The following is a 19645-nucleotide window of genomic DNA, read 5'->3' on the forward strand; positions in this document are numbered from 1 at the left end:
CCTATGCTAAGAGTAAAAGTAAAACAACTTCAAGAATTTACGATTGATGAACTGTATGATACGCTACAGTTGCGAAGTGAAGTTTTTGTCGTGGAACAAGATTGCGTGTATCAAGATATTGATGGAAAAGATCGAAAAGCATTGCACGTGATTGGCACGGACGAAGATGAAAAAATAGTGGCGTATACACGAATTTTTGACGCAGGCGATTATTTTGAGAAAGCTAGTATTGGTAGAGTAGTGGTTTCTTCAACAGCACGCGCGTTTGGATATGGGCATGATATTATGAAAGCTTCTATTGAAGCAATTCAACAACATTATAACAAGAAAAGTATTAAAATTTCAGCACAAACGTATTTGAAGAAATTTTATGAGTCGCATAATTTTGAACAAGTAGGCGAGGAGTATTTAGAAGACGGAATTCCGCATATTGGTATGGTTAGAAACGGGTAAGTATGGAAATTAGCTGTAAAAGATGCAATCCGGATGAAGCGTTTGATATTCCTAATTTTTCTTTAGATGAAAAGAAAAAAGTATTAGAAATAAGTAAAACGTCTCCTTTGAAAGCTGTCAAGGAAATGAGGAATATGCACTACATGACTCTTAGAAATGCAAAGTTCGTTATGATGCACATCAATTTAGAATATAGAAAATGCAATCGTTGTGATACAGAACTTAACAGCCTTGAATATACTTCATGCACCAAATGTGGCTCGTTAAATTTTAACTGGAACGTCTAATTTTAGTTTAAAATTTCGTCGTATTTACTTTTGTTTGCCAATAACGCAGTTGCTGCTTTGATCGCTTCATCATGTGTTAATTGATACTCATATAAGCCTTCACGGTAGAAGTAACGCTTTAAAATTTCGCTTTGAAGGGCTGTTTCAATTTCCATTTTATAGGTGTCTAAAGCTTCTAATTTGCTTTGCTTGATCGATGCTAATAATTCGCTATATTCTTTAGAAACACCTTCGCCAAAATCTTCCGCTTCTTTGGTGTTCATTATTTTTTTGAGTTCTTTTTCAGTATTTGTTTCGTAATAATCCAATCCGTCAGAAACTACACTTTGCTTGAATTTGTCATAGTTTGAAGCATCAAAAGAAAAGTCATTCATTGTTGCGAATGAATTTTGGTTGTAAAATTCGGTTGCGTAGTCAAAAATGATCAAGTTTCCGATCAACGATTTAGTGAAGTCGCTTGTTTTTTGTGAAGCAATTTCAATATCTGGATTGATTCCACCACCATCATACACAGTTCTTCCCTTCTTTGTTTTAAAAGCTGTATAATCATTTGCATCGGTTCTTACAGCGTTTCCATCTTCATCTCTATTCCAGTAATCTAATGCCTGAATACAACGTCCTGAAGGTGTATGATATCTTGAAATAGTGACTTTTAATTGTGTTCCGTAGGTTAACTTTTTAGGTTGTTGAACCAATCCTTTTCCAAAACTACGCGCGCCAATTACCACAGCTCTGTCTAAATCTTGCAATGCTCCAGAAACAATTTCGCTTGCAGAAGCGCTTCTCCCATTAACTAAAACAACTAACGGAATTTCGGTATCAACAGGCTGTTTTCTGGTTTTATATTCTCTGTTGTATTTTTTTACTTTCGATTTTGTAACCACAATCACTTCTCCTTTTGGAACAAAAAGATTCACAATAGCAATAGATTCACGCAATAATCCTCCAGGATTACTTCGTAGATCTAATACAATACGTTCTGCGCCATCTTCTTTGAGTTTTTCTAACGCTTCTTTGGTTTGTGCACTTGCTTTTTTGTTAAATTTTGCTAGTACAATATATCCGGTTTTATCGTCAATCATTTCATAAAAAGGAACTGCATCAACTTCTATTTTGCTTCGTACTAATTCTGTAGTGTATTGTTTTCCTTGACGTTTGTATACAATAGTTACTTTACTGTTGGCAGCACCTTTGAGTAATTCGCCAGTATCTTCTTTAAAATCAGCAATTACAATGTCACCAATTTTTATGATTTCATCACCCGCTTTCAATCCAGCTTTATCTGCAGGATAGTTTTTGTAGGGTTCAATAATGGTAATTTTATTTTTATTTCTTCGAATAGATGCGCCAATTCCTGAGTATTCACCGGTGTTTCTAATCTTAGCTGCTTCTACATCTTGCTCGTTGTAAAACTTTGTATACGGATCTAAATCACTCAGCATTTCTTTGATGGCTCCATCCATCAATTCAGCCGGGTTTGTTTCATCCACATAATTCATATTTAATTGCTTAAACATGGTGGTGAATATTTCAATTTGCTTCGCGATTTCGAAAAAATCACTTTTAAAACTTACGGAACCAAATAGAAGTGTAATTGCTAGTACTGGTATTATAATTCGTTTTTTGAATAGTTTTTTCATCTTTATTATTTCATTAATAGCTAGAAAGATAGCTTCGTACGATTATTTTTCGGATGTATTTGTTGTTTCAATTTTGTCTAAAAACTTTTGCAACAATTGAACCATTGACGTTTCAATTTCTTCAAAAGTCGGTTCTTGTTTTCCAATATACAAAAACATAAAAGCATAGGATGTTGTTATTTTGTTAAAAACATCATTTTTATGCAACCGATAGGCTTCACGCATTAATCTTTTAATTCGATTTCGTGTGACTGCTTTTTTGAATCTTCTTTTTGTAACCGAAACACCAGCGTGAATGGGAATCTCGTTTGGCAAATCAGTTGCTACGTATATTAGTCTAAGCGGAAATTTTGACACAGCATTTCCTTCACTGAAAAGCAGATCAATGCACTTTTTACTCTTTAATCTTTCTTCTTTTGGAAAACCTAATTTCATGAAAACATGTTGAATCTTGGTAAAAATAGAAACAAATTTACTCGTTTATTTTGAAGTTTACTTGGTATATGATTGTATTTACTATCTTTAATCTACACGGACCACAATGAAGAAAGTTAAATTAGAACGATATTTTAAGTTATTTACCAATGAAGAAGCAGAACACTTCTTTGATAATGCTTTGAAAGCACAACAGATAAAGTTTGTGAAAAGAGAAATCCCAGACTCAAAGTTTTCAGAGTATTTTTTTAATGAGCGCGATCTTTCAAGTGTAGAAAACATCAACGAACAACTAAAAGAGAAAGAGTCCGAAGAAACCATAAAAGTCACTTCTAAAAAATATAATAAACCCTATACAATAGAGCTTTTGTTGACGCTCATACTGATAGGGTTGATCATTGCAATTATAGTTTTGATATAAAACCTCCAAAGCTGATTAATATCATTGATTTTATCGTGTTATAATCCTTAATTTTGAGTTTAATATATAAGGTATGATACTTTTAAATCAAACATTTTATAATACACTGCTTTTACCACAAACCCAGGAAGAAGATTATTTTTTAGGAGCGGCTTTACTAGTAATGACCGTTATTATTTTCATCTTTTTAATTGTTTGGTCAAGATCAAAAAAAGATAAAAAAGACTGATAAAACTTCATGTAATGATTAAAACTTATAGTTTTTCAAATTTTGTGTTTATCAATTGATAAGATATTTTTTAGCATCTTCTACATGAGCAAATTTTGGCTCAGGATTGATATGAGAATCACTTTCGCATGCTTTTATGAGTGTACTGCACCACAATAAAACAATAATAATTACAAGCAATATTCGATCCGTAGATATTTGTATCCTTTTCATAATGATTAGTGATAAAAAGAGCCTTTGTTTTGCAAAGGCCCTGATGTAAATAAAAAGTATTGAATTTTAATACGTATTTGTAGTACCAATAGTCAATGTAGCTATCGAATCTGAATTTCCTGTAATTGTTGTGTTTAAAACACCATTGGTAATTAAGGAATTTTGAAGTTCAACTTTTGAGCTAAAGTTCGTAGGATTTGCTGTGGCATATTTAGTTACCAAATTTGAACCAGGAGTTCCTGTTTGGTATACAGTATTGTGACCTATAAAAACCAGCGAATCTGTATTGAAAGCAGTGTTTGTTTCAATAGCAACTAAACTTGAAGCGACTTCAAGATGAGAGTCCTTTATAAAAAACTGAGCACCACCACTAATAACTGAGCATAAATTTGTAGTTGATACTACTGAAAGGTTGTCGAAAAATAGTTTACCCTGTAATCTAGCTAAAGAAGCATTTACAGTAACTTTACTTCCTGCTAAGTGAGTTTCTCCAGCATTAAAAGACCCATATACTTCAGCATTACTTTTGAAATTAATAAAAATTTTCCCAAGAGTACCAATCTTCATAATCTCGCTACTAACGTTAGGTTTATGTTTTCCAAAATTAACATAGCTACGGTTTGACAATCCTGATTTTACCAATGAAACTTTATGAGTACCTTCTGCGTTATCAAAATCAAAGTAATTTGTGCCTGTACCTTCATTATTGATCATTAAATCGCCACCAACGCTTTCAATATCTCCTTTGAAAGTATTAGAAACATTGCTATTTCGCGTGCTAAAAACACTTCCTCTACCTTTTAAAAGCTTATAAGTAACATTAGCTTGATAAACAATAAAGTTTCCTAAACCATTTAGACTGTAAGCAGCACCATAATTTTCTAATACATCAAACTCTCCTTCAAAGATTAAATAACTACCACTGATTTTATTTTCAGAATTATTTAGTAATGTTCCGTTTTTAAGTGAAAAAAGGTATTTATAATAAGTGCCTGCTTCTACACCTGTTATAACCTCATTAATGTTATCCGTTAAATCAATAGTACAAATTTCATTAGATGAAAAATGTATATTACGTTGAGGTAATAGTCCGTTTATTGGATACGTTCCAGTAGAAACTAGTGCGATTGTTAAAAACGAATGTTCATAACTTGTTAATTCAGTTGTGCGTGGTTTTTTTGCTTCAAAAGCTGTAATTGCAGCATCAATAGTTTGAAATGGTTTGTTTCTATTTTCAATTCCTGCTGTTGCATCATCTCCATGTAGCACATCGATAAATACAGTATTTGCATCTGTTATATTATCTTTATGCACAAGACTATCTAATAAATCTTCATATTCTGCTTGTGTTGGCTTATCGCCAGTTTCAAAATATGACTTTAATGTTTCTAATGTTTGTTTCATTTTTTTTGAATTTTTTGTTCTTTCTCTTTATCATTTACAAGAATGTCGATAGTTTCTTCTAAATCTGTAAGAGACTTTTTTTTGATTAAATTGATTAATGCCTTAAAAGGATTGATGCCATAAATTTTATTGAAATTTTCTAAAATAGACTTGATTTCTGCAATAGCAATAAACCCCGTAATGATACGCTGAAAAGGAATTTCCTTTACAATATATTTTTCTAGCAAAAAAGCTGATAATACTACCAAATTATAGATGAAAAATTTAGAGATCGTATTTCCAATACGTTCGCTACTCACTGGGATTTTATTCTTGTATGAAGCATAAGCTCCTGTAATGAAATCTGCAACAATTAGAAAAGCAATGGTTAACATTACTGCGGCTATTGGCGCAATTAATGCGAATAACCAAAATAGGTAAGGTTTAATTTTCTCCATGTTTAGATAATTTTCGATAATCTAAAACTCTGTTTTTGGGATAGGCTTTTATAGAAACTCTATTGTTCTGATTCCCACCCAAAATATAGACATATCGTTTGGTCTGTTTTATAAAAAAACCAACGTGTCCTTTCCAACTGCTAGGAGATTCCCGCCATAATACGACAATATCTCCTTGTGCTGGAACTGCGGTTGATTCACCAATAGTTAACCAGCTTCTTGCATTTAATTTTCCACTATATGTATAATTTTCCGTTTTAGAAACCCAGTTTACAAATGCGCTACACCAGGCAGTTTCGTCATGTAATTTATTGCCTTCGTACCCTAATATCTCAAAGTAGCTAACAATTTGGGGATTGTCTATTTTACCATCAACTTCTCTTACACCATATTGTGATAATGCTTTTTGAATTAAGCTCATAGTTTTTAATTTTTATTGATTAAGCGATACATACTATATGTGGTCTGAAAACTAACTGTGTATACAGTTAGTTTCTTGCAGCTATAAGTACTAGCGCATGATTTATATATTCATGAATATGTTGGAATTTAATTTGAGAGTAAAAAAACTTATAATTGATGCAACAGTGTTTTATATTTTCTTAACCAGAATAAGGCTTTGCATGCGTATTAAGATTCTCCTCAACAGTGTTTTTTAAATACGAATCGTACAAAAAGATGTACCGTTCATTAGAAAAGCGAAGACAAATATAAAACATATTACAACATAAAACAAACATATTACAAAATAATAATTGTTTTTTCTGTTTTTTGTTGGAAAGCGTTGTTAGTGTTTACTTTAAAGTGAATAACAACTTGTTTACTATGAAGATTGAGACTAAAAAAATCCCTTCTGAGCCGAAGGGATTTTTAAAAACGTTATAACAATACGTTTTTAACTAAGCCAAAGGATCGATTCCTTCTAAAGCAATAATGTAATTACTTCCTAAAAATGGATTTCTGATATCAAATGCTTGCCCGTCTCCTGTATCACTAAGAGTTACAGTTCCAGTTGCTAAGTCTGTATTGGCAGCACTTTCTACGTAGATTTCTGATGCTCCTATGGATACATTAGAGCCTGCCACATCATCATCCGCAATGACATTAGAAACTTTAATTGCTCCTGAATGCGTATGACTTGGTAATTCTGTGACACCCAATACTTTGGTTTCAGCACCATCACTTTGACCTAAATTAATAGCAGAAAGTCCTGGTCCATTTCCTATATGAATAGGAGATCTTCCTCTTAAGTCAGGTAATGCGAAAGTTGTGGTTCCGTCACCACCGTACGTGGTTCCAATTAAATTAAACAATACTCCGTAGTCGGAAATATTGAGTAATTGTCCGTCACATTTTGCCCAGCCACTAGGAACAGTAGCAAAACTTACGGTTTTAATTTCGCCAATCATTGGCATTGCTAAACTATCAATTAAGTCTGCAAATTGTTGTTCTGTTGGTTTGTCTCCTGTTTCGTAGTAGGATTTTAATGTTTCAATAGATTGTTTCATGATAAATTGTATTATTATTAAATAAATTTTTGATATAAAAAGGTGCTTTTGAATATATCGGTTGTGATTAACTTGCCAAAGGATTGATTCCTTCCAAAGCCATAATTGTATTTACAACTAGGTATGGTTGCATGTTATTTACTGGAGTTGAACTTCCATTAGTAGCTGTTGTTCCAGAAAGTGAAATGTTTCCTGAAATAACTACGTTGCCGGCCGCCATTAATGCCATATCAGTTGGAGTATCAGTATAACTTTTCGGTATTCCTGATACAAAATCATTTCCTGCTGCCTCATCAGAGAATCCTTCATCTTCTTTGGCTCTAACTGTTCCACTCAACGTGTGGGAAGCTGCTAAAGTTCCAACATCATGATTGTGTGTAGGAAGTTGATTTTCTGAAAGTGTGTTTTCTGTTGTTCCACCGGTTTGCCCCAAACTGTATGTTGGATCGTTATGGATCATCGTTTTTCCTTGTAAATTAGGTAATGCAAAAGTGGTAGTTCCATCACCGCCATACGTAGTTCCGATTAAATTAAATAATGTTCCGTAGTCGGAAATATTGAGCAATTGTCCGTCACATTTTGCCCAGCCACTAGGAACAGTAGCAAAGCCTACGGTTTTAATTTCACCAATCATTGGCATTGCTAAACTATCGATTAAATCTGCAAATTGTTGTTCTGTTGGTTTGTCTCCTGTTTCGTAATAGGATTTTAATGTTTCTATGGATCGTTTCATGATAAATAATATTATATGTTGTCAATAATGTGTTTTTAAAGAATAGTACTTCAATTTATGAATAATTTAAAGAATAAACTTACATTTAAGATGAATTACCCTTCTTTTTATAGATGATGAAATCATTCCTTAAAACTTCATATTTTGATTTAATTTAAAAAAAACTCCTTTACCTAAATAAAGGAGCTTTTCAGATATATACATTTTAATGAGCGTTGAGTGACTAGCTAATTACTGTTTTAAAATATTATATATCGTTTTTTCTGAAATGAATAATTTGTCAACCAATTCGTTGATGATAACTTTCATTTGTTTTGCAGAGTTGTCCTCTACATAGTTGTGAATAAATTTTTTTCTTTTGTCTAATAGCGTTTTACTTCGTTTCATGGCCGTTAAATTATAAGGTGTGCGTATTCTATATTTTTCAAATCGTATTTAAGCTGTTGTTCTCAAATACGTAACCGTCAGTCTATATTTTGTCTCCTATATTGTATTTATGAAGAATAAAATCGACATTTATCCTCACAAATGTTTGATTTTCAATAAAATTTCATATATTAGCAACAAATTACAGTACAAATATAAACAAATTACAGATAGTTTAAAACAAAAAACAGAAATTTTTTGTAAAATGTTTAAATTACTAAGCGCGATATGGAAGGAATTCATGAAAAAATAAAGGAGATCATTGATCATTTTCGTCTGAATAACAATTCTTTTTCAAAAAGAATAGGAGTGACTAGCACAACAATAGATAGTATTACCAACGGTAGGCCACAGGCAGACGGTTCTCGGAAAAGAACAAAACCTGGCTATGATTTGTTAACGAGTATCATTAAAGAATTCAATATTAATCCTGAATATTTATTCGGAATGAATTCACAAATGTTTGCTTCTGATAAAAAAGAATTTCAAACATATGCTGGAATTCCACAAGTAGTAGCAGTTAATCAAGATGGAGAAGAGAATGTAGTATATGTTCCTGTGAAAGCTAGAGCTGGTTATTTAGATGGTTATGGAGATGCAGGATATATTGAAACATTACCATCGTTTAGCATGCCGCACTTAACCAACGGAACGTATCGTTGTTTTGAGGTACAAGGAAATTCCATGGTACGTACATTTTTTGATGGCGATTTAGTCTTTGGAAAGTATGTGGAGGATTTAAGCGATATTAAAGATGGTCGTGTGTATATTATTGTAAGTCGTAATGACGGAATTGTGCTAAAACGTGTTATTAATAGAATAGAAGAACGCGGAAAGCTAATTTTAAAGTCTGATAATAAAGATGGAAATTACCCTACGTATACGATTAATGCAGAAGAAATTATGGAAGTTTGGTATGTAACGATGTTTGCGTCCAAACAAATGCCAGAACCCGTAGATGTCTACGATAGGCTACACGATTTGGAAAGCAAAATAGTATTGCTTGAAAATGCGTTGCAACAAAAGAATTAATACGTTTTATTGAATAAACACAAAAAAAGCGAGTTTACAACGATCTGTAAACTCGCTTTTTTAAGTATAAATTTGCTCAGTTACTTTCTGGCAACATTGTTTTCTCTGTTAATATCTGCCATCAATTGTGATGGATCAATCTCTACACTTTTAATGGTTTTGCTTGTTTTTAAAGCATAATACGGATATGCCCAAGCCCAATCAGCTTTTTGAGTCGCTTTTGTTGGTTTTTCTTCTCGCATCATGCGTAATGGAATGTAAAAGTTTTCACTAGATCCGTCAGCATAATTTACCGTAAGATCAATAGGCATTGGCATTCTTCCAATACGCTCTAAAACAACAGTATTTCCTTGGATTTCTTTAACTCCGTAATCAACTGTATTTGTAGTTTGTGCCCAATCCGTTAAGTACCAATCTAAATGAATTCCTGAAACTTTTTCAGCAGTTCTTTTGATATCATTTGGTGTTGGATGCTTGAATTTGAAATCAGTAAAGTACTTTTTCAATGTTTTTTCCACATTTTCTTTTCCAATTATATATTCTAATTGTGCTAAGAAAATTTCTCCTTTGCTATAAGCAGAAACACCATACGCTCTGTTGTAATCATACCGATCGGCATGCGTTGTTAATGGTTGCTCTCTACCAGATTTTATCAATCTAAAATATGAACTGTACGAACCTTTGTGAGGATTGTCTTTTTTAGTTCCCATATTTTCGTTCATAAAACGATGAGAAATATAGGAAGTAAATCCTTCGTCCATCCATTCATGCTTGGATTCGTTGGTTGCTAACAAAAACTGAAACCATGTATGTGCCAATTCGTGCGCAGTAACGCCAACTAAACTTCCAAACTTTCTTTTTCCGGTAATTAATGTACACATTGCATATTCCATTCCGCCATCGCCACCTTGAATTACAGAGTATTGTTTGTATGGATATTGTCCGATGTATTTATTATAATACGAAAGCATGTCTGCCGTTTTTGGCTGTAACTTTTTCCAGTTTTCTTTAATAGAAGGATCATTTTTGTAAAGGAAATGTAAGGTTACATCATTTTCTCCTTTGTACGTATCGTGTATAAAATCAGGATCGGCTGCCCATGTAAAGTCGTGCACGTTTGGTGCATTAAAGTGCCATGTAAGTGTATTTCCTTCAGGTCTTTTTACCGTTCCTGTTTCGTAACCGTGCCCAATTTCATTTGGGTTTTGTAAATATCCAGTCCCACCAATAACATAGTTTTTATCAATGGTAATTTTTACATCAAAATCTCCCCAAACACCATGAAACTCACGGGCAATATATGGTGGCGTGTGCCAACCTTCAAAATCGTATTCTGCTAATTTAGGATACCATTGCGCCATTGACAACGCAACTCCTTCTTTGTTATTTCGTCCAGAACGACGGATTTGCACAGGAACTTGTCCTTCAAAATTCATATCAAACGTAGCAGATGTACCAGGTTGAATAGGTTTGGCAAGCGTAACTTCTAAAATAGTTCCTTCGGTGCTGTAGGCTATTTTTTGTCCATTCTGCGTAAGCGAAATCACTTTTAGATATCCAATTTCTGAATCAGAAAGCTTGCTAATTCTACTACCTATTTTTGGACTTGGATCTGCAATTGTTCTAGAGCGAACGTCCATTTCACTTCCAGGTTGAAACGCATTAAAGTATAAGTGATAATACACTTTGTCTAAAACGTCTGGCGAATTGTTTGTGTAGACTAATTTTTGCGTTCCTGTATATTGGTAGTTATTGACGTTCATGTCAACGTTCATTTTATAATCAACTTGTTGTTGCCAATAGGTTGAAGAAGCACTGTAAGATGTCATGCTGTTGTTCCCTGTCGTCGCTTGTTGCGCTTTGCAAGCTACAATAGCAAGTATGAGTAGGATACTTATTTTACTGAAAATTTTCATCTATTCGTTTTTAATTTATAGTTCTGTCTGATGGAGTCATTTAGAAAACCATCGTTTTTTAATTTTCAATTATAATTTTACTTGTCCTCTACTTACTTTATCAGCTAGAATAAGTGCGTTATAAGCGTTTGCAATTTTTCCAGAGCGTGATGCTTTTGAAAACGGCATAGCTTCTTTAGATTGATCTACAACAACATCTCTGTTGATTGGAAGACCCGATTGCATGATGATTTGTTTTACTTGAGCCGCTGTTAATTTTGGATATTGTGACCAAACTAATGCTGCAACTCCTGCAACTCCTGGAGAAGCCATCGAAGTTCCGCCAATAGCTTTGTATTCGTTTTCTGGGAATGTAGAATATATAGAAGATCCTGGTGCAAAGATATCTACGTTTGTTTGTCCGTAGTTAGAATATCCAGCAACCATTTGCGAACCATATTTGTTTTGTAACGCACCAACCGTTAAGAATGTATCGGATACTTCTGCTCCAGTTGTAATTTGATCGTTTGGATAGACTGGTTTTGTGTCTAAGTCTGTATTTTCGTTTCCAGCTGCATTTACAATTAATACATTGTTTTTTCCCGCGTAAGCGATTGCATCACGAACCCACTCAGAGTTTGGAGAGAAATATTTACCAAAACTTGTATTGATGATTTGTGCGCCATTGTCAACTGCATAGCGAATTGCCAATGCAACATCTTTATCATATTCGTCTCCGTTTGGAACTGTTCTTACAGCCATGATAGCAACATTATTTGCAACACCGTTTACACCTTTTCCATTGTTACGTTCTGCAGCAATAATTCCGGCAACGTGTGTTCCGTGAGATTCTGTTTTCTTTACATGCTTTACATTTCCGTTTCCGTAGTTTGTATCTGTAATATCATTTGGGTCATCGCCAACAGGAGTTCGTCCGTTAAAGTTTGTATTTAGATAATAGTTTAAATATTCGCTTACACTTTCGATATCACCTTTTATTGCTTCTTCTACAGCGTCAATTGTTTTATATCTACCATTACCTAAGATTTGTTTTGCGATTGCTATTGGTTCTTGTAATGAAGTGTCGGGTGTTTTTATTGCATTTATTTCTTCAATAGAATAATCGTCTTTTTTGAAATACGCTTTTAGTGCCGTATTCACTTCTTTTACTTTGCTTAAAATCTGCTCAAGACGTGTTTTTGAACCATTATATTGCTCATATTCTTCGTCCATTTCTGCTTTAGCTTTAGCGTAATCAGGATGACTTGTTCCTTTTTTTACGATCCGCGTTTTCTCCATGTTTTCGTCATACGAATCACCTAAGAAATTCCAACCATGAATATCATCAATATATCCGTTTTTGTCATCGTCTTTTCCGTTGTTTGCAATTTCTTTTGGATTGGTCCAAATAACATCGTCTAAATCTTCATGATCAATATCAATTCCAGAATCTAAGACAGCGACAATTATTTGCGTTCCTTTTTTCCCTTTGATGATTTCTGCGTATGCTTTGTCAACACTCATTCCAGGAATGGTATCTGCCACCAAATCCTTGTGTCCCCAAGTTTGTAGTTCTTTTTCAGTAAGCGGAGTTTCTTTTAATGGTGTTAAATCTATGTTTTCAATTGGCGTCGATAGAATAGGTGCTGTACTTCCACAACCAGCTAAGATTAGCAGAGAAGCAGCAAAAATTGAGGATTTTAAAAGTTTCATTGTGTATTGATTTATGATTCTTAATTTGTGTAAATGTGGGTTTAAAATATATCTTTACAAGTAAATACTTCGTTGAGTCGTACTCCTTTTTCTGTATGTTTTACGGTAATAATTTCGTGATGCGCATCGTGTTCTAAAAACAGGTAATAGTTATTGTCGGCAGCCATGTTTAAAAACTTTTCTTTTTCATCCAAGCTTAATAAAGGTCGTGTGTCGTAACCCATAACAAATGGAATTGGCAAATGTCCAACGGTTGGTAATAAATCAGCCATAAAACAAATTGTTTTTCCGTTGTAATGAATCATTGGAATCATCTGTTTTTCGGTATGACCATTTGCGAAGAATACATCAAAACCAAGTGCAGATTTCGTCACCATATCGAGAGTAGGTTGCGCAATAAAATTGAGCTGACCACTTTCTTGCATTGGAATGATATTTTCATGAAGAAATGATGCTTTTTCTCGTCGGTTTGGAATGGTTGCCCATTGCCAATGATTTTCATTACTCCAAAAACGTGCGTTTTTAAAAGCGGGTTCGTAACCTGTTCGGTCTTTATTCCATTGAATACTTCCACCACAGTGATCAAAGTGTAAATGTGTCATAAACACATCCGTAATATCATCGTTATGAAAACCGTGTTGTTGGAGTGATTTTTCAAGAGAATCATCGCCCCAAAGATGGTAATAACCGTAAAACTTATCGCTTTGCTTGTTTCCCATGCCTGTATCGACAAGGATTAATCGGTTTCCATCTTCAATAAGTAAACAACGCGCTGCAATATCAATCATGTTATTTGCATCCGCAGGATTTGTACGTTGCCACAATGATTTTGGAACTACGCCAAACATAGCGCCACCATCTAATTTGAAATTTCCAGCCGCAATTGGATAAAGCTTCATACGATTTTTTCGTTTTTTGGTGTTGCAAATTAACAAAACCGCAACAGAAATGCGTGTTTGTTAAGGTTTTATTAAGAAAAACTAAGGCTTAAAGAGTACTTTTAAGAATATTTTTTTGCTGAACCACTTTCTTCAAACGCTTTCCAAAATCAAAAATAACTTTGATTTCTTTGATATTTGCCAAACGTTCTTTCCCGAAAATCAACAAGGCTTTTCCGTTCGATTCTACATGATAATACGGATTGCTTTCAAAGAAATGTACCAATTCGTCATTGAAGAATGCTTGAATCGCCTTCACATCTTCTCCCAATAAGTAGAAACGATAGGAGAAATCAGTGTGATTTTCAATCGGAATGTCTTCAAAACCAGCAAACGCATATACTTTTTCTAAAAATCCTTCACGATCAAGAGTAAATTCAGGGATTTCATGATTCAATTCTACATACATCATGGTGGTTCGTACAACTTCTTTCGCAATGAATTCTCCTTCTGAAAATTCCAAATCAAACAAACGAATAGAATTGCTATCGTCTGAAAGTTGATTATAGGTATGGTTTATTTTTTTCGTTCGGAAGAATAGAAAATCTTCTAAAAAGTGAATTTTTTTATTTCTGTTCGATTCGTAACTAAGCTCATAATCCAATGCCAATTCTTCAATTGTTTTTTGCCTTCTCGTAAGGTTTGATAATAAACTCGGAATCGGTAAAATACGACGCAACGCAAATGGATGTTTAGAATCGGTTCCGTGCATATCGAGTCCGATGACTTCAAAATGTCCGCCGCGTTTTGCAAACAATTCTTGGTAGTTGTTGAGGTTTTCCATCACCGTATGATCTACAAATTCACACATAGAGAAATCGACAATAACATCGGTATTTTCTGGAATAGCATCCAGTTTATCTTTTAATTTATAATAGTTTAAAAAACTACAAAAATGCTTCACACTTAAGAAATAATCATTGCTCGTATCTTGCTCTTTAAACATCAATACGTTGGGTTTCATGAGGTTTCTAAAGAATAATGAAAAGTTTTTATTGATGATAATATGAATGATCAATGTTGTAAAAACACCCGCGGAAATTCCTGTGATCAATCCTACTTTTAAAGTGGTTAAGAGTGTGACGAAAAAGATGATGAGTTGTTCCTTTCCAATCGAAAATATTTTGGTTACAATATTTGGCGAAGCTAATTTGTACCCCGTATAGACTAAAATTGCCATTAATGCAGGCAATGGAATTCGCGTCAATTGTGTACTAAATAGTAGAATGAATAGAATTAAAAAGAACGCATGAAAGAAGTTTGCCGATCGATTGCTTCCGCCATTATTTACATTTACAGAACTTCTCGCAATTACGGTTACGACATTCAATCCGCCTAAAAATCCACTTCCAATGGTTGCTAAACCTAGTGCTTTTAAATCCTTATTTACGTTGGAACGTCTTTTTTCTGGATCTAACTTATCAACGGCTTTTATGCTTAATAATGATTCAATACTCGAAATTAACGTCAAGGCAAACACACTTGACCAAAATCCAAATTGACCAATTTTTAAAAAGCTAATTTCGGGTAAATCTGTAATGACTTCATTAAAACTAGGAATTGCTGGAATCATGGCGCTTTCCGCGATTGGATTCGGTAAATTCAAGACCATTTCATAGTAGTAGCTAAAGGCTATGGAGATAATTACAATCCACATGGGCGCCGGCACTAATTGTAAATATTTGTTTCTGATTTTCGGGTAGAAAACCATGATGATTAAACTAAAAATTCCCGCTAAAGCAGCATACGTAAGACCCGAATTTTCATAAGAAAACGTTCCGATAATTGTTTTTGGAATTCCAAAGAGTAACGCCAAAACGCTTCCTTCTTCAAACAATGTAAACGAACCAATACTTAAAGGAATTCCTTGAAACTCTGGATTGGCAAACATAATATGTGTTGATTTTGCCAAAATAATCAATCCTATGGCCGCCAACATTCCTTGAATTGCGGAAGAAGGGAAAAAGTCGGCTAATTTTCCTAAGCGCAAAAATCCTAAGATTAGTAATAAAACTCCCGAACAAATAATTGCGCCGTACGCGTCATTGATTCCTAAAGAGCTAATAGCTATTAATAATACACCAACCAAACCGTTTCCAGGTCCAGTAATAGTGACATAACTTCCACCTAAAAGAGATACAACAATTCCACCAACAACCGCAGCAATAATTCCTGCAATTGGCGGCGCGCCACTTGTCATAGCAAGTCCCAAACCTAGCGGAAGTGCAATAAGACTCACTACAAAGCCAGAAAATATATTTTTTGGTACTGTTTTTAGAAAATCTTTAAAGGTGTTTTTTTTTGGACTCATTGAATGATTAGTACGTCAGTTGGCAGTTCGGTTAAAATATGTTCGATGTCATGTGGGAACAATCGGTCCCAAAACGTCATTTTTGTTGGAGCATTCATAACCAATAAATCGGCGCGCACAACTTGTGCATAATGTCCGATAGAATAGCCTCGTTTTCCAAAAATAGGTTGTGAGTTTATAGTGATGGCTTCCAAATATTTTTTTGGAATTTCATTGACAATTTTTTTAATTCTAGTTTCCTCTCTAAGCTTAATACGTTCTTTTACAATGGTAGCTTTTCGTAACGATTTATCATCATCAACGTTAATTGCAACTTCTTGTTGACTAATTTCTTCTACAATTGAAATTTTGGATGCGCCTAATGTATGCCCAACATAAAATGCGGATGAAATGGCTTGTTCTGTTTTTTGATCTTGCAAACCATTTACAACAATGTGTTCACAAGTAATGCGTTCTACAGAAGGTTTTATCATTAATAAAATAGAACAATTTGCTTTTCGCGTAATTTTTCGCGCAATAGAACCTACATAATATTTCAAGAAGTTTTCGCGCTGTACGGCTCCTAAAATAAGTAAATCAACCTTTTTTTCTTCACTTGTAGATAAAATCACATCTACTGGATCGCCCGTTTTAAAAACCAATTCGTACGAAAGGTTTTGTGCAGTAAAAGGTTGTAGAATTTCTTCTAATTCTTGTTTTTTTTGATCAGATTGCTCGCCAACGTGGATCAATACTAACGTAGCTTTAAAAAGTAAAGCAAGTCTGGCAGATTCATGGATATTAGCTTTCAGATTTGGAGAAAACGCAACTCCAATTCCGATGATATGAAAAGGTTTTTGGTGCAAAAATGGTTATTTTCTAAAATATTAGATTTTTGAAAGATAGTATTTTTTTGAAATATCAAACAACCACTTCAATCTTTTTTCCCAGATTTATCAAATTTAGCTTTTTATTGTAACAGATGATTATCAAGACAAGCAACACAACATTTCTTAAATTCAAACAACAAATGGTATAACTAATCAATTTATTTTACCTTTAAGGCAACAAATATTTTATGGAAGTTAATAAAGAGCTAGACTTAGCATTTAATTTTATAGAAAAGACAAATAGAAACTTATTTCTAACTGGTAAAGCAGGTACTGGTAAGACTACTTTTTTACACAAAATAAAAGCAGAATCATTAAAACGATTAGTAGTTGTAGCTCCTACTGGTGTTGCTGCCATTAACGCAAAAGGAGTCACAATTCATTCATTTTTTCAGTTGCCTTTTGAACCTTTTATTCCGAATGCTACGACAAAAAACACTACCATTCAACGTAAGTTTAGTAAAACCAAAATCAATATTATAAGATCATTAGATCTTGTTATTATTGATGAAATTAGTATGGTTCGCGCGGATGTTTTAGATGGTATCGATGAGGTATTGCGTAGGTACAAAGATAGGACTCAACCTTTTGGTGGTGTACAACTATTACTAATTGGTGACTTACAGCAGCTTTCGCCAGTTGTGCGCCCAAATGAATGGCAGTTGTTGAAAAACTATTACCAAACAGCGTATTTTTTTAGCAGTATTGCGTATCAAAAAGCAAATGTTTTATCTATTGAGTTAAAACAAATTTACCGTCAGCAAAACCAAGCATTTATTGCTATTCTAAATGAAATTCGCAATGACAAACTTTCTTCTGCTTCCGCTGAAATTTTGAATAAACAATACCAGCCAGATTTTAATCCTAAAAAGGAAGATGGTTACATAACACTCACAACACACAACAATCGTGCAGATGCGATCAATCAAAAAGAATTAGACAATTTAGATACGAAAGCTGAAAAATACACAGCTAATATTTCGGGCGATTTTAATGAAAAGACATATCCAAATAGTGAACATTTAGTACTCAAAGAAGGCGCACAAGTCATGTTTATTAAAAATGATAGTTCACCTGAAAAGCGGTATTACAATGGCAAAATTGGCACTGTGGTTTATTTAGATGATGAAGAAATAACTGTAAAATGTTCGGAGGATGATATTATTGACGTAACGTATGAAACTTGGGAAAACATAAAATATACACTCAACCCAGAAACAAAAGAAATTACCAATAAAATAGAAGGAACATATACGCAGATTCCATTACGATTGGCATGGGCAATTACCATTCATAAAAGTCAAGGTTTAACGTTTGATAAAGCGATTATTGATGCCGAAGCTTCCTTTGCGCATGGACAAACGTATGTAGCGTTGAGTAGATGTAAAACCTTAGAAGGTATTGTATTAAAAACACCGATAAAAACAGCAAGTATCATTAGCGATGCTACCGTTAATACATTTACAAAACAGCTAGAAGAAAACGAACCTAACGAAGCCGATTTGCAAGCTTCTAAAAAGGCATTTCAGCTAAATTTAATGGGCGAAGTATTTGATTACCATCCGTTTTTGTATCCTGTAAAACGACTGATCGATATTTATTATGCGAATAAAAATACGCTTTCAGGGAATACCATAAAGCCGCTTGAAACCATTAAAGATTCTGGAATTATACCTTTACTAAAAATTAATAATGCGTTCAAAAAACAATTAGCATCGTTGGCAGAAACTGTTGAAAATCCTGAAGAAGACGCCACCATACAAGAACGTTTTAAAAAAGCAGTAACTTACTTTAAAGAACATACAAAACAACATATAGCAACTATTCTAAGCACACTCACGTATGCAACAGATAACAAAGCCGTAGAAAAAGATTTTGAAAGACAATTAAAAGATGTAGAAGATAAATTGGCGATTAAAACGAAGATTTTAGAAGCTTTATCGAATACTTTTTCAACAGAAAATTACTTAAAAATACGCGCAAATTCAATCTTAGAAGTTTCAGAAATTAAGGTTGTAAAACGAGAAATTGCGACATCAACAGAACACGAAGAATTATTTGAAAACTTACGATTATTTAGGTTGAGTATTTCGAGTTCTGAAAACATACCACCATTTCAAATATTTACACAAAAATCATTGTTCGAAATGTGCGAATTATTGCCAGCGACTCCTAAACAACTTAAAAAAATACACGGAATGGGGAAAGTACGTGTGGAAAAATATGGTGAAGAAATTTTAGAAATCATCAATGAGTACGCTGCTAAAAATAATCTTTCACCAGTGCAGGAAGAAGTGGTTATTGAAGTTGAGAAGAAAAACACGAAAGAGATTTCATTAGACTTTTTTAAAGAAGGTCTCTCTATTGCAGAAATTGCAGAAAAAAGAGCGTTGGCAGCTTCCACAATTCAGGGACATTTAGCGCACTATGTAATTGAAGGAGTGTTGGATATTACAGAAATACTATCAGAGGAAAAAGTTAAAAAAGGATTAGAAATCATCAAAAATAATACGTTTGAAAGTCTAAACAAACTTAAAGAAATTGCAGGTGCTAATTTTTCGTATAACGAACTTCGCATCTTGGTAAAGTATAGTGAGGAAAAATAGTTTTTTAAAAACAGTTTCTTTAATATGAATATATCTAACTTACTTTACTATAATAATTATTAAATTTACGATTCAATTTTTAAAAAAAGAACCTA

Annotated in this window: 18 protein-coding genes; 4 read left to right on the plus strand and 14 right to left on the minus strand. The window is 33.6% G+C overall.

Annotation, left to right across the window (positions count from 1 at the left end):
* Positions 1-3: 3 nt before the first annotated feature.
* Positions 4-453: a GNAT family N-acetyltransferase gene (locus H2O64_RS19835; RefSeq protein ID WP_187563976.1), complete on the plus strand. Its 450-nt coding sequence runs from the start codon at positions 4-6 to the stop codon at positions 451-453.
* 289 nt (positions 454-742) lie between these two features.
* Here H2O64_RS19835 and H2O64_RS19840 read toward each other — a convergent pair whose 3' ends face one another.
* On the minus strand, positions 743-2380 hold the full coding sequence (locus H2O64_RS19840; protein WP_187563977.1) for a S41 family peptidase: 1638 nt from the start codon (positions 2378-2380) through the stop codon (positions 743-745).
* A gap of 42 nt (positions 2381-2422) precedes the next feature.
* Positions 2423-2815: a ribonuclease P protein component gene (rnpA, locus tag H2O64_RS19845; RefSeq protein ID WP_187563978.1), complete on the minus strand. Its 393-nt coding sequence runs from the start codon at positions 2813-2815 to the stop codon at positions 2423-2425.
* A gap of 106 nt (positions 2816-2921) precedes the next feature.
* On the opposite strand from rnpA, the gene H2O64_RS19850 reads away from it, so the two are divergent.
* Positions 2922-3236: a hypothetical protein gene (locus H2O64_RS19850; RefSeq protein WP_187563979.1), complete on the plus strand. Its 315-nt coding sequence runs from the start codon at positions 2922-2924 to the stop codon at positions 3234-3236.
* Between the two features lie 280 nt (positions 3237-3516).
* On the opposite strand, the gene H2O64_RS19855 is transcribed toward H2O64_RS19850, so the two are convergent.
* The 7 genes from H2O64_RS19855 to H2O64_RS19885 form a co-directional block, all read right to left on the minus strand.
* Positions 3517-3678, minus strand: coding sequence for a hypothetical protein (locus H2O64_RS19855; RefSeq protein WP_187563980.1), 162 nt, complete (start codon positions 3676-3678; stop codon positions 3517-3519).
* A 66-nt stretch (positions 3679-3744) separates the two neighbouring features.
* Entirely contained in the window at positions 3745-5082 is a 1338-nt protein-coding gene (locus H2O64_RS19860; protein WP_187563981.1) for a hypothetical protein, read from the minus strand.
* Positions 5079-5519 carry a phage holin family protein gene (locus tag H2O64_RS19865; protein WP_187563982.1) on the minus strand — a complete coding sequence of 147 codons (441 nt, stop codon included), beginning with the start codon at positions 5517-5519 and terminating at the stop codon, positions 5079-5081. Before H2O64_RS19865 ends, H2O64_RS19860 begins: the two co-directional genes overlap by 4 nt.
* Positions 5506-5940 (minus strand): TIGR02594 family protein, encoded by a 435-nt coding sequence (locus H2O64_RS19870; protein ID WP_187563983.1) that lies wholly within the window; start codon positions 5938-5940, stop codon positions 5506-5508. The genes H2O64_RS19865 and H2O64_RS19870 overlap by 14 nt, the downstream gene beginning before the upstream one ends.
* A 478-nt stretch (positions 5941-6418) precedes the next feature.
* Entirely contained in the window at positions 6419-7027 is a 609-nt protein-coding gene (locus H2O64_RS19875; RefSeq protein ID WP_235982963.1) for a phage tail protein, read from the minus strand.
* Between the two features lie 67 nt (positions 7028-7094).
* Positions 7095-7760, minus strand: coding sequence for a phage tail protein (locus H2O64_RS19880; RefSeq protein ID WP_215907198.1), 666 nt, complete (start codon positions 7758-7760; stop codon positions 7095-7097).
* Between the two features lie 231 nt (positions 7761-7991).
* A complete protein-coding gene (locus tag H2O64_RS19885; protein WP_187563984.1) occupies positions 7992-8147 on the minus strand; it encodes a hypothetical protein in 156 nt (51 codons plus the stop codon).
* 348 nt (positions 8148-8495) lie between these two features.
* Between H2O64_RS19885 and H2O64_RS19890 the strand changes: the two genes are divergently transcribed.
* The gene (locus H2O64_RS19890) at positions 8496-9218 is read left to right on the plus strand and encodes a S24 family peptidase (RefSeq protein ID WP_317173848.1); all 723 of its coding nucleotides are present in this window, start codon (positions 8496-8498) and stop codon (positions 9216-9218) included.
* Between the two features lie 80 nt (positions 9219-9298).
* Here the strand turns inward: H2O64_RS19890 and H2O64_RS19895 are convergent, their stop codons facing one another.
* The 5 genes from H2O64_RS19895 to H2O64_RS19915 form a co-directional block, all read right to left on the minus strand.
* Positions 9299-11134: a M1 family metallopeptidase gene (locus H2O64_RS19895; protein ID WP_187563986.1), complete on the minus strand. Its 1836-nt coding sequence runs from the start codon at positions 11132-11134 to the stop codon at positions 9299-9301.
* A gap of 69 nt (positions 11135-11203) precedes the next feature.
* Positions 11204-12826: a S8 family peptidase gene (locus H2O64_RS19900; RefSeq protein ID WP_187563987.1), complete on the minus strand. Its 1623-nt coding sequence runs from the start codon at positions 12824-12826 to the stop codon at positions 11204-11206.
* Between the two features lie 41 nt (positions 12827-12867).
* Positions 12868-13725 carry an MBL fold metallo-hydrolase gene (locus H2O64_RS19905; protein ID WP_187563988.1) on the minus strand — a complete coding sequence of 286 codons (858 nt, stop codon included), beginning with the start codon at positions 13723-13725 and terminating at the stop codon, positions 12868-12870.
* A gap of 88 nt (positions 13726-13813) precedes the next feature.
* Positions 13814-16075: a SulP family inorganic anion transporter gene (locus H2O64_RS19910; RefSeq protein WP_187563989.1), complete on the minus strand. Its 2262-nt coding sequence runs from the start codon at positions 16073-16075 to the stop codon at positions 13814-13816.
* Positions 16072-16920, minus strand: a complete 849-nt coding sequence (locus H2O64_RS19915; protein ID WP_187563990.1) for a universal stress protein — start codon at positions 16918-16920, stop codon at positions 16072-16074. The genes H2O64_RS19910 and H2O64_RS19915 overlap by 4 nt, the downstream gene beginning before the upstream one ends.
* 212 nt (positions 16921-17132) lie before the next feature.
* Between H2O64_RS19915 and H2O64_RS19920 the strand changes: the two genes are divergently transcribed.
* Complete coding sequence (locus H2O64_RS19920; RefSeq protein ID WP_187563991.1) at positions 17133-19550, plus strand: helix-turn-helix domain-containing protein; 2418 nt, start codon at positions 17133-17135, stop codon at positions 19548-19550.
* Positions 19551-19645: the final 95 nt, after the last annotated feature.

The organism is Kordia aestuariivivens (assembly GCF_014397005.1).
In the GTDB taxonomy this organism is placed as follows: Bacteria; Bacteroidota; Bacteroidia; order Flavobacteriales; family Flavobacteriaceae; genus Kordia; species Kordia aestuariivivens.

What these genes read in the sequence shown, in the direction of transcription:
- H2O64_RS19835 (WP_187563976.1), top strand. Translation starts at nt 4, where the DNA reads ATGCTAAGAGTAAAAGTAAAACAACTTCAAGAATTTACGATTGATGAA.
- H2O64_RS19840 (WP_187563977.1), bottom strand. Translation starts at nt 2,380, where the DNA reads ATGAAAAAACTATTCAAAAAACGAATTATAATACCAGTACTAGCAATT.
- rnpA (WP_187563978.1), bottom strand. Translation starts at nt 2,815, where the DNA reads ATGAAATTAGGTTTTCCAAAAGAAGAAAGATTAAAGAGTAAAAAGTGC.
- H2O64_RS19850 (WP_187563979.1), top strand. Translation starts at nt 2,922, where the DNA reads ATGAAGAAAGTTAAATTAGAACGATATTTTAAGTTATTTACCAATGAA.
- H2O64_RS19855 (WP_187563980.1), bottom strand. Translation starts at nt 3,678, where the DNA reads ATGAAAAGGATACAAATATCTACGGATCGAATATTGCTTGTAATTATT.
- H2O64_RS19860 (WP_187563981.1), bottom strand. Translation starts at nt 5,082, where the DNA reads ATGAAACAAACATTAGAAACATTAAAGTCATATTTTGAAACTGGCGAT.
- H2O64_RS19865 (WP_187563982.1), bottom strand. Translation starts at nt 5,519, where the DNA reads ATGGAGAAAATTAAACCTTACCTATTTTGGTTATTCGCATTAATTGCG.
- H2O64_RS19870 (WP_187563983.1), bottom strand. Translation starts at nt 5,940, where the DNA reads ATGAGCTTAATTCAAAAAGCATTATCACAATATGGTGTAAGAGAAGTT.
- H2O64_RS19875 (WP_235982963.1), bottom strand. Translation starts at nt 7,027, where the DNA reads ATGAAACAATCTATTGAAACATTAAAATCCTACTACGAAACAGGAGAC.
- H2O64_RS19880 (WP_215907198.1), bottom strand. Translation starts at nt 7,760, where the DNA reads ATGAAACGATCCATAGAAACATTAAAATCCTATTACGAAACAGGAGAC.
- H2O64_RS19885 (WP_187563984.1), bottom strand. Translation starts at nt 8,147, where the DNA reads ATGAAACGAAGTAAAACGCTATTAGACAAAAGAAAAAAATTTATTCAC.
- H2O64_RS19895 (WP_187563986.1), bottom strand. Translation starts at nt 11,134, where the DNA reads ATGAAAATTTTCAGTAAAATAAGTATCCTACTCATACTTGCTATTGTA.
- H2O64_RS19900 (WP_187563987.1), bottom strand. Translation starts at nt 12,826, where the DNA reads ATGAAACTTTTAAAATCCTCAATTTTTGCTGCTTCTCTGCTAATCTTA.
- H2O64_RS19905 (WP_187563988.1), bottom strand. Translation starts at nt 13,725, where the DNA reads ATGAAGCTTTATCCAATTGCGGCTGGAAATTTCAAATTAGATGGTGGC.
- H2O64_RS19910 (WP_187563989.1), bottom strand. Translation starts at nt 16,075, where the DNA reads ATGAGTCCAAAAAAAAACACCTTTAAAGATTTTCTAAAAACAGTACCA.
- H2O64_RS19920 (WP_187563991.1), top strand. Translation starts at nt 17,133, where the DNA reads ATGGAAGTTAATAAAGAGCTAGACTTAGCATTTAATTTTATAGAAAAG.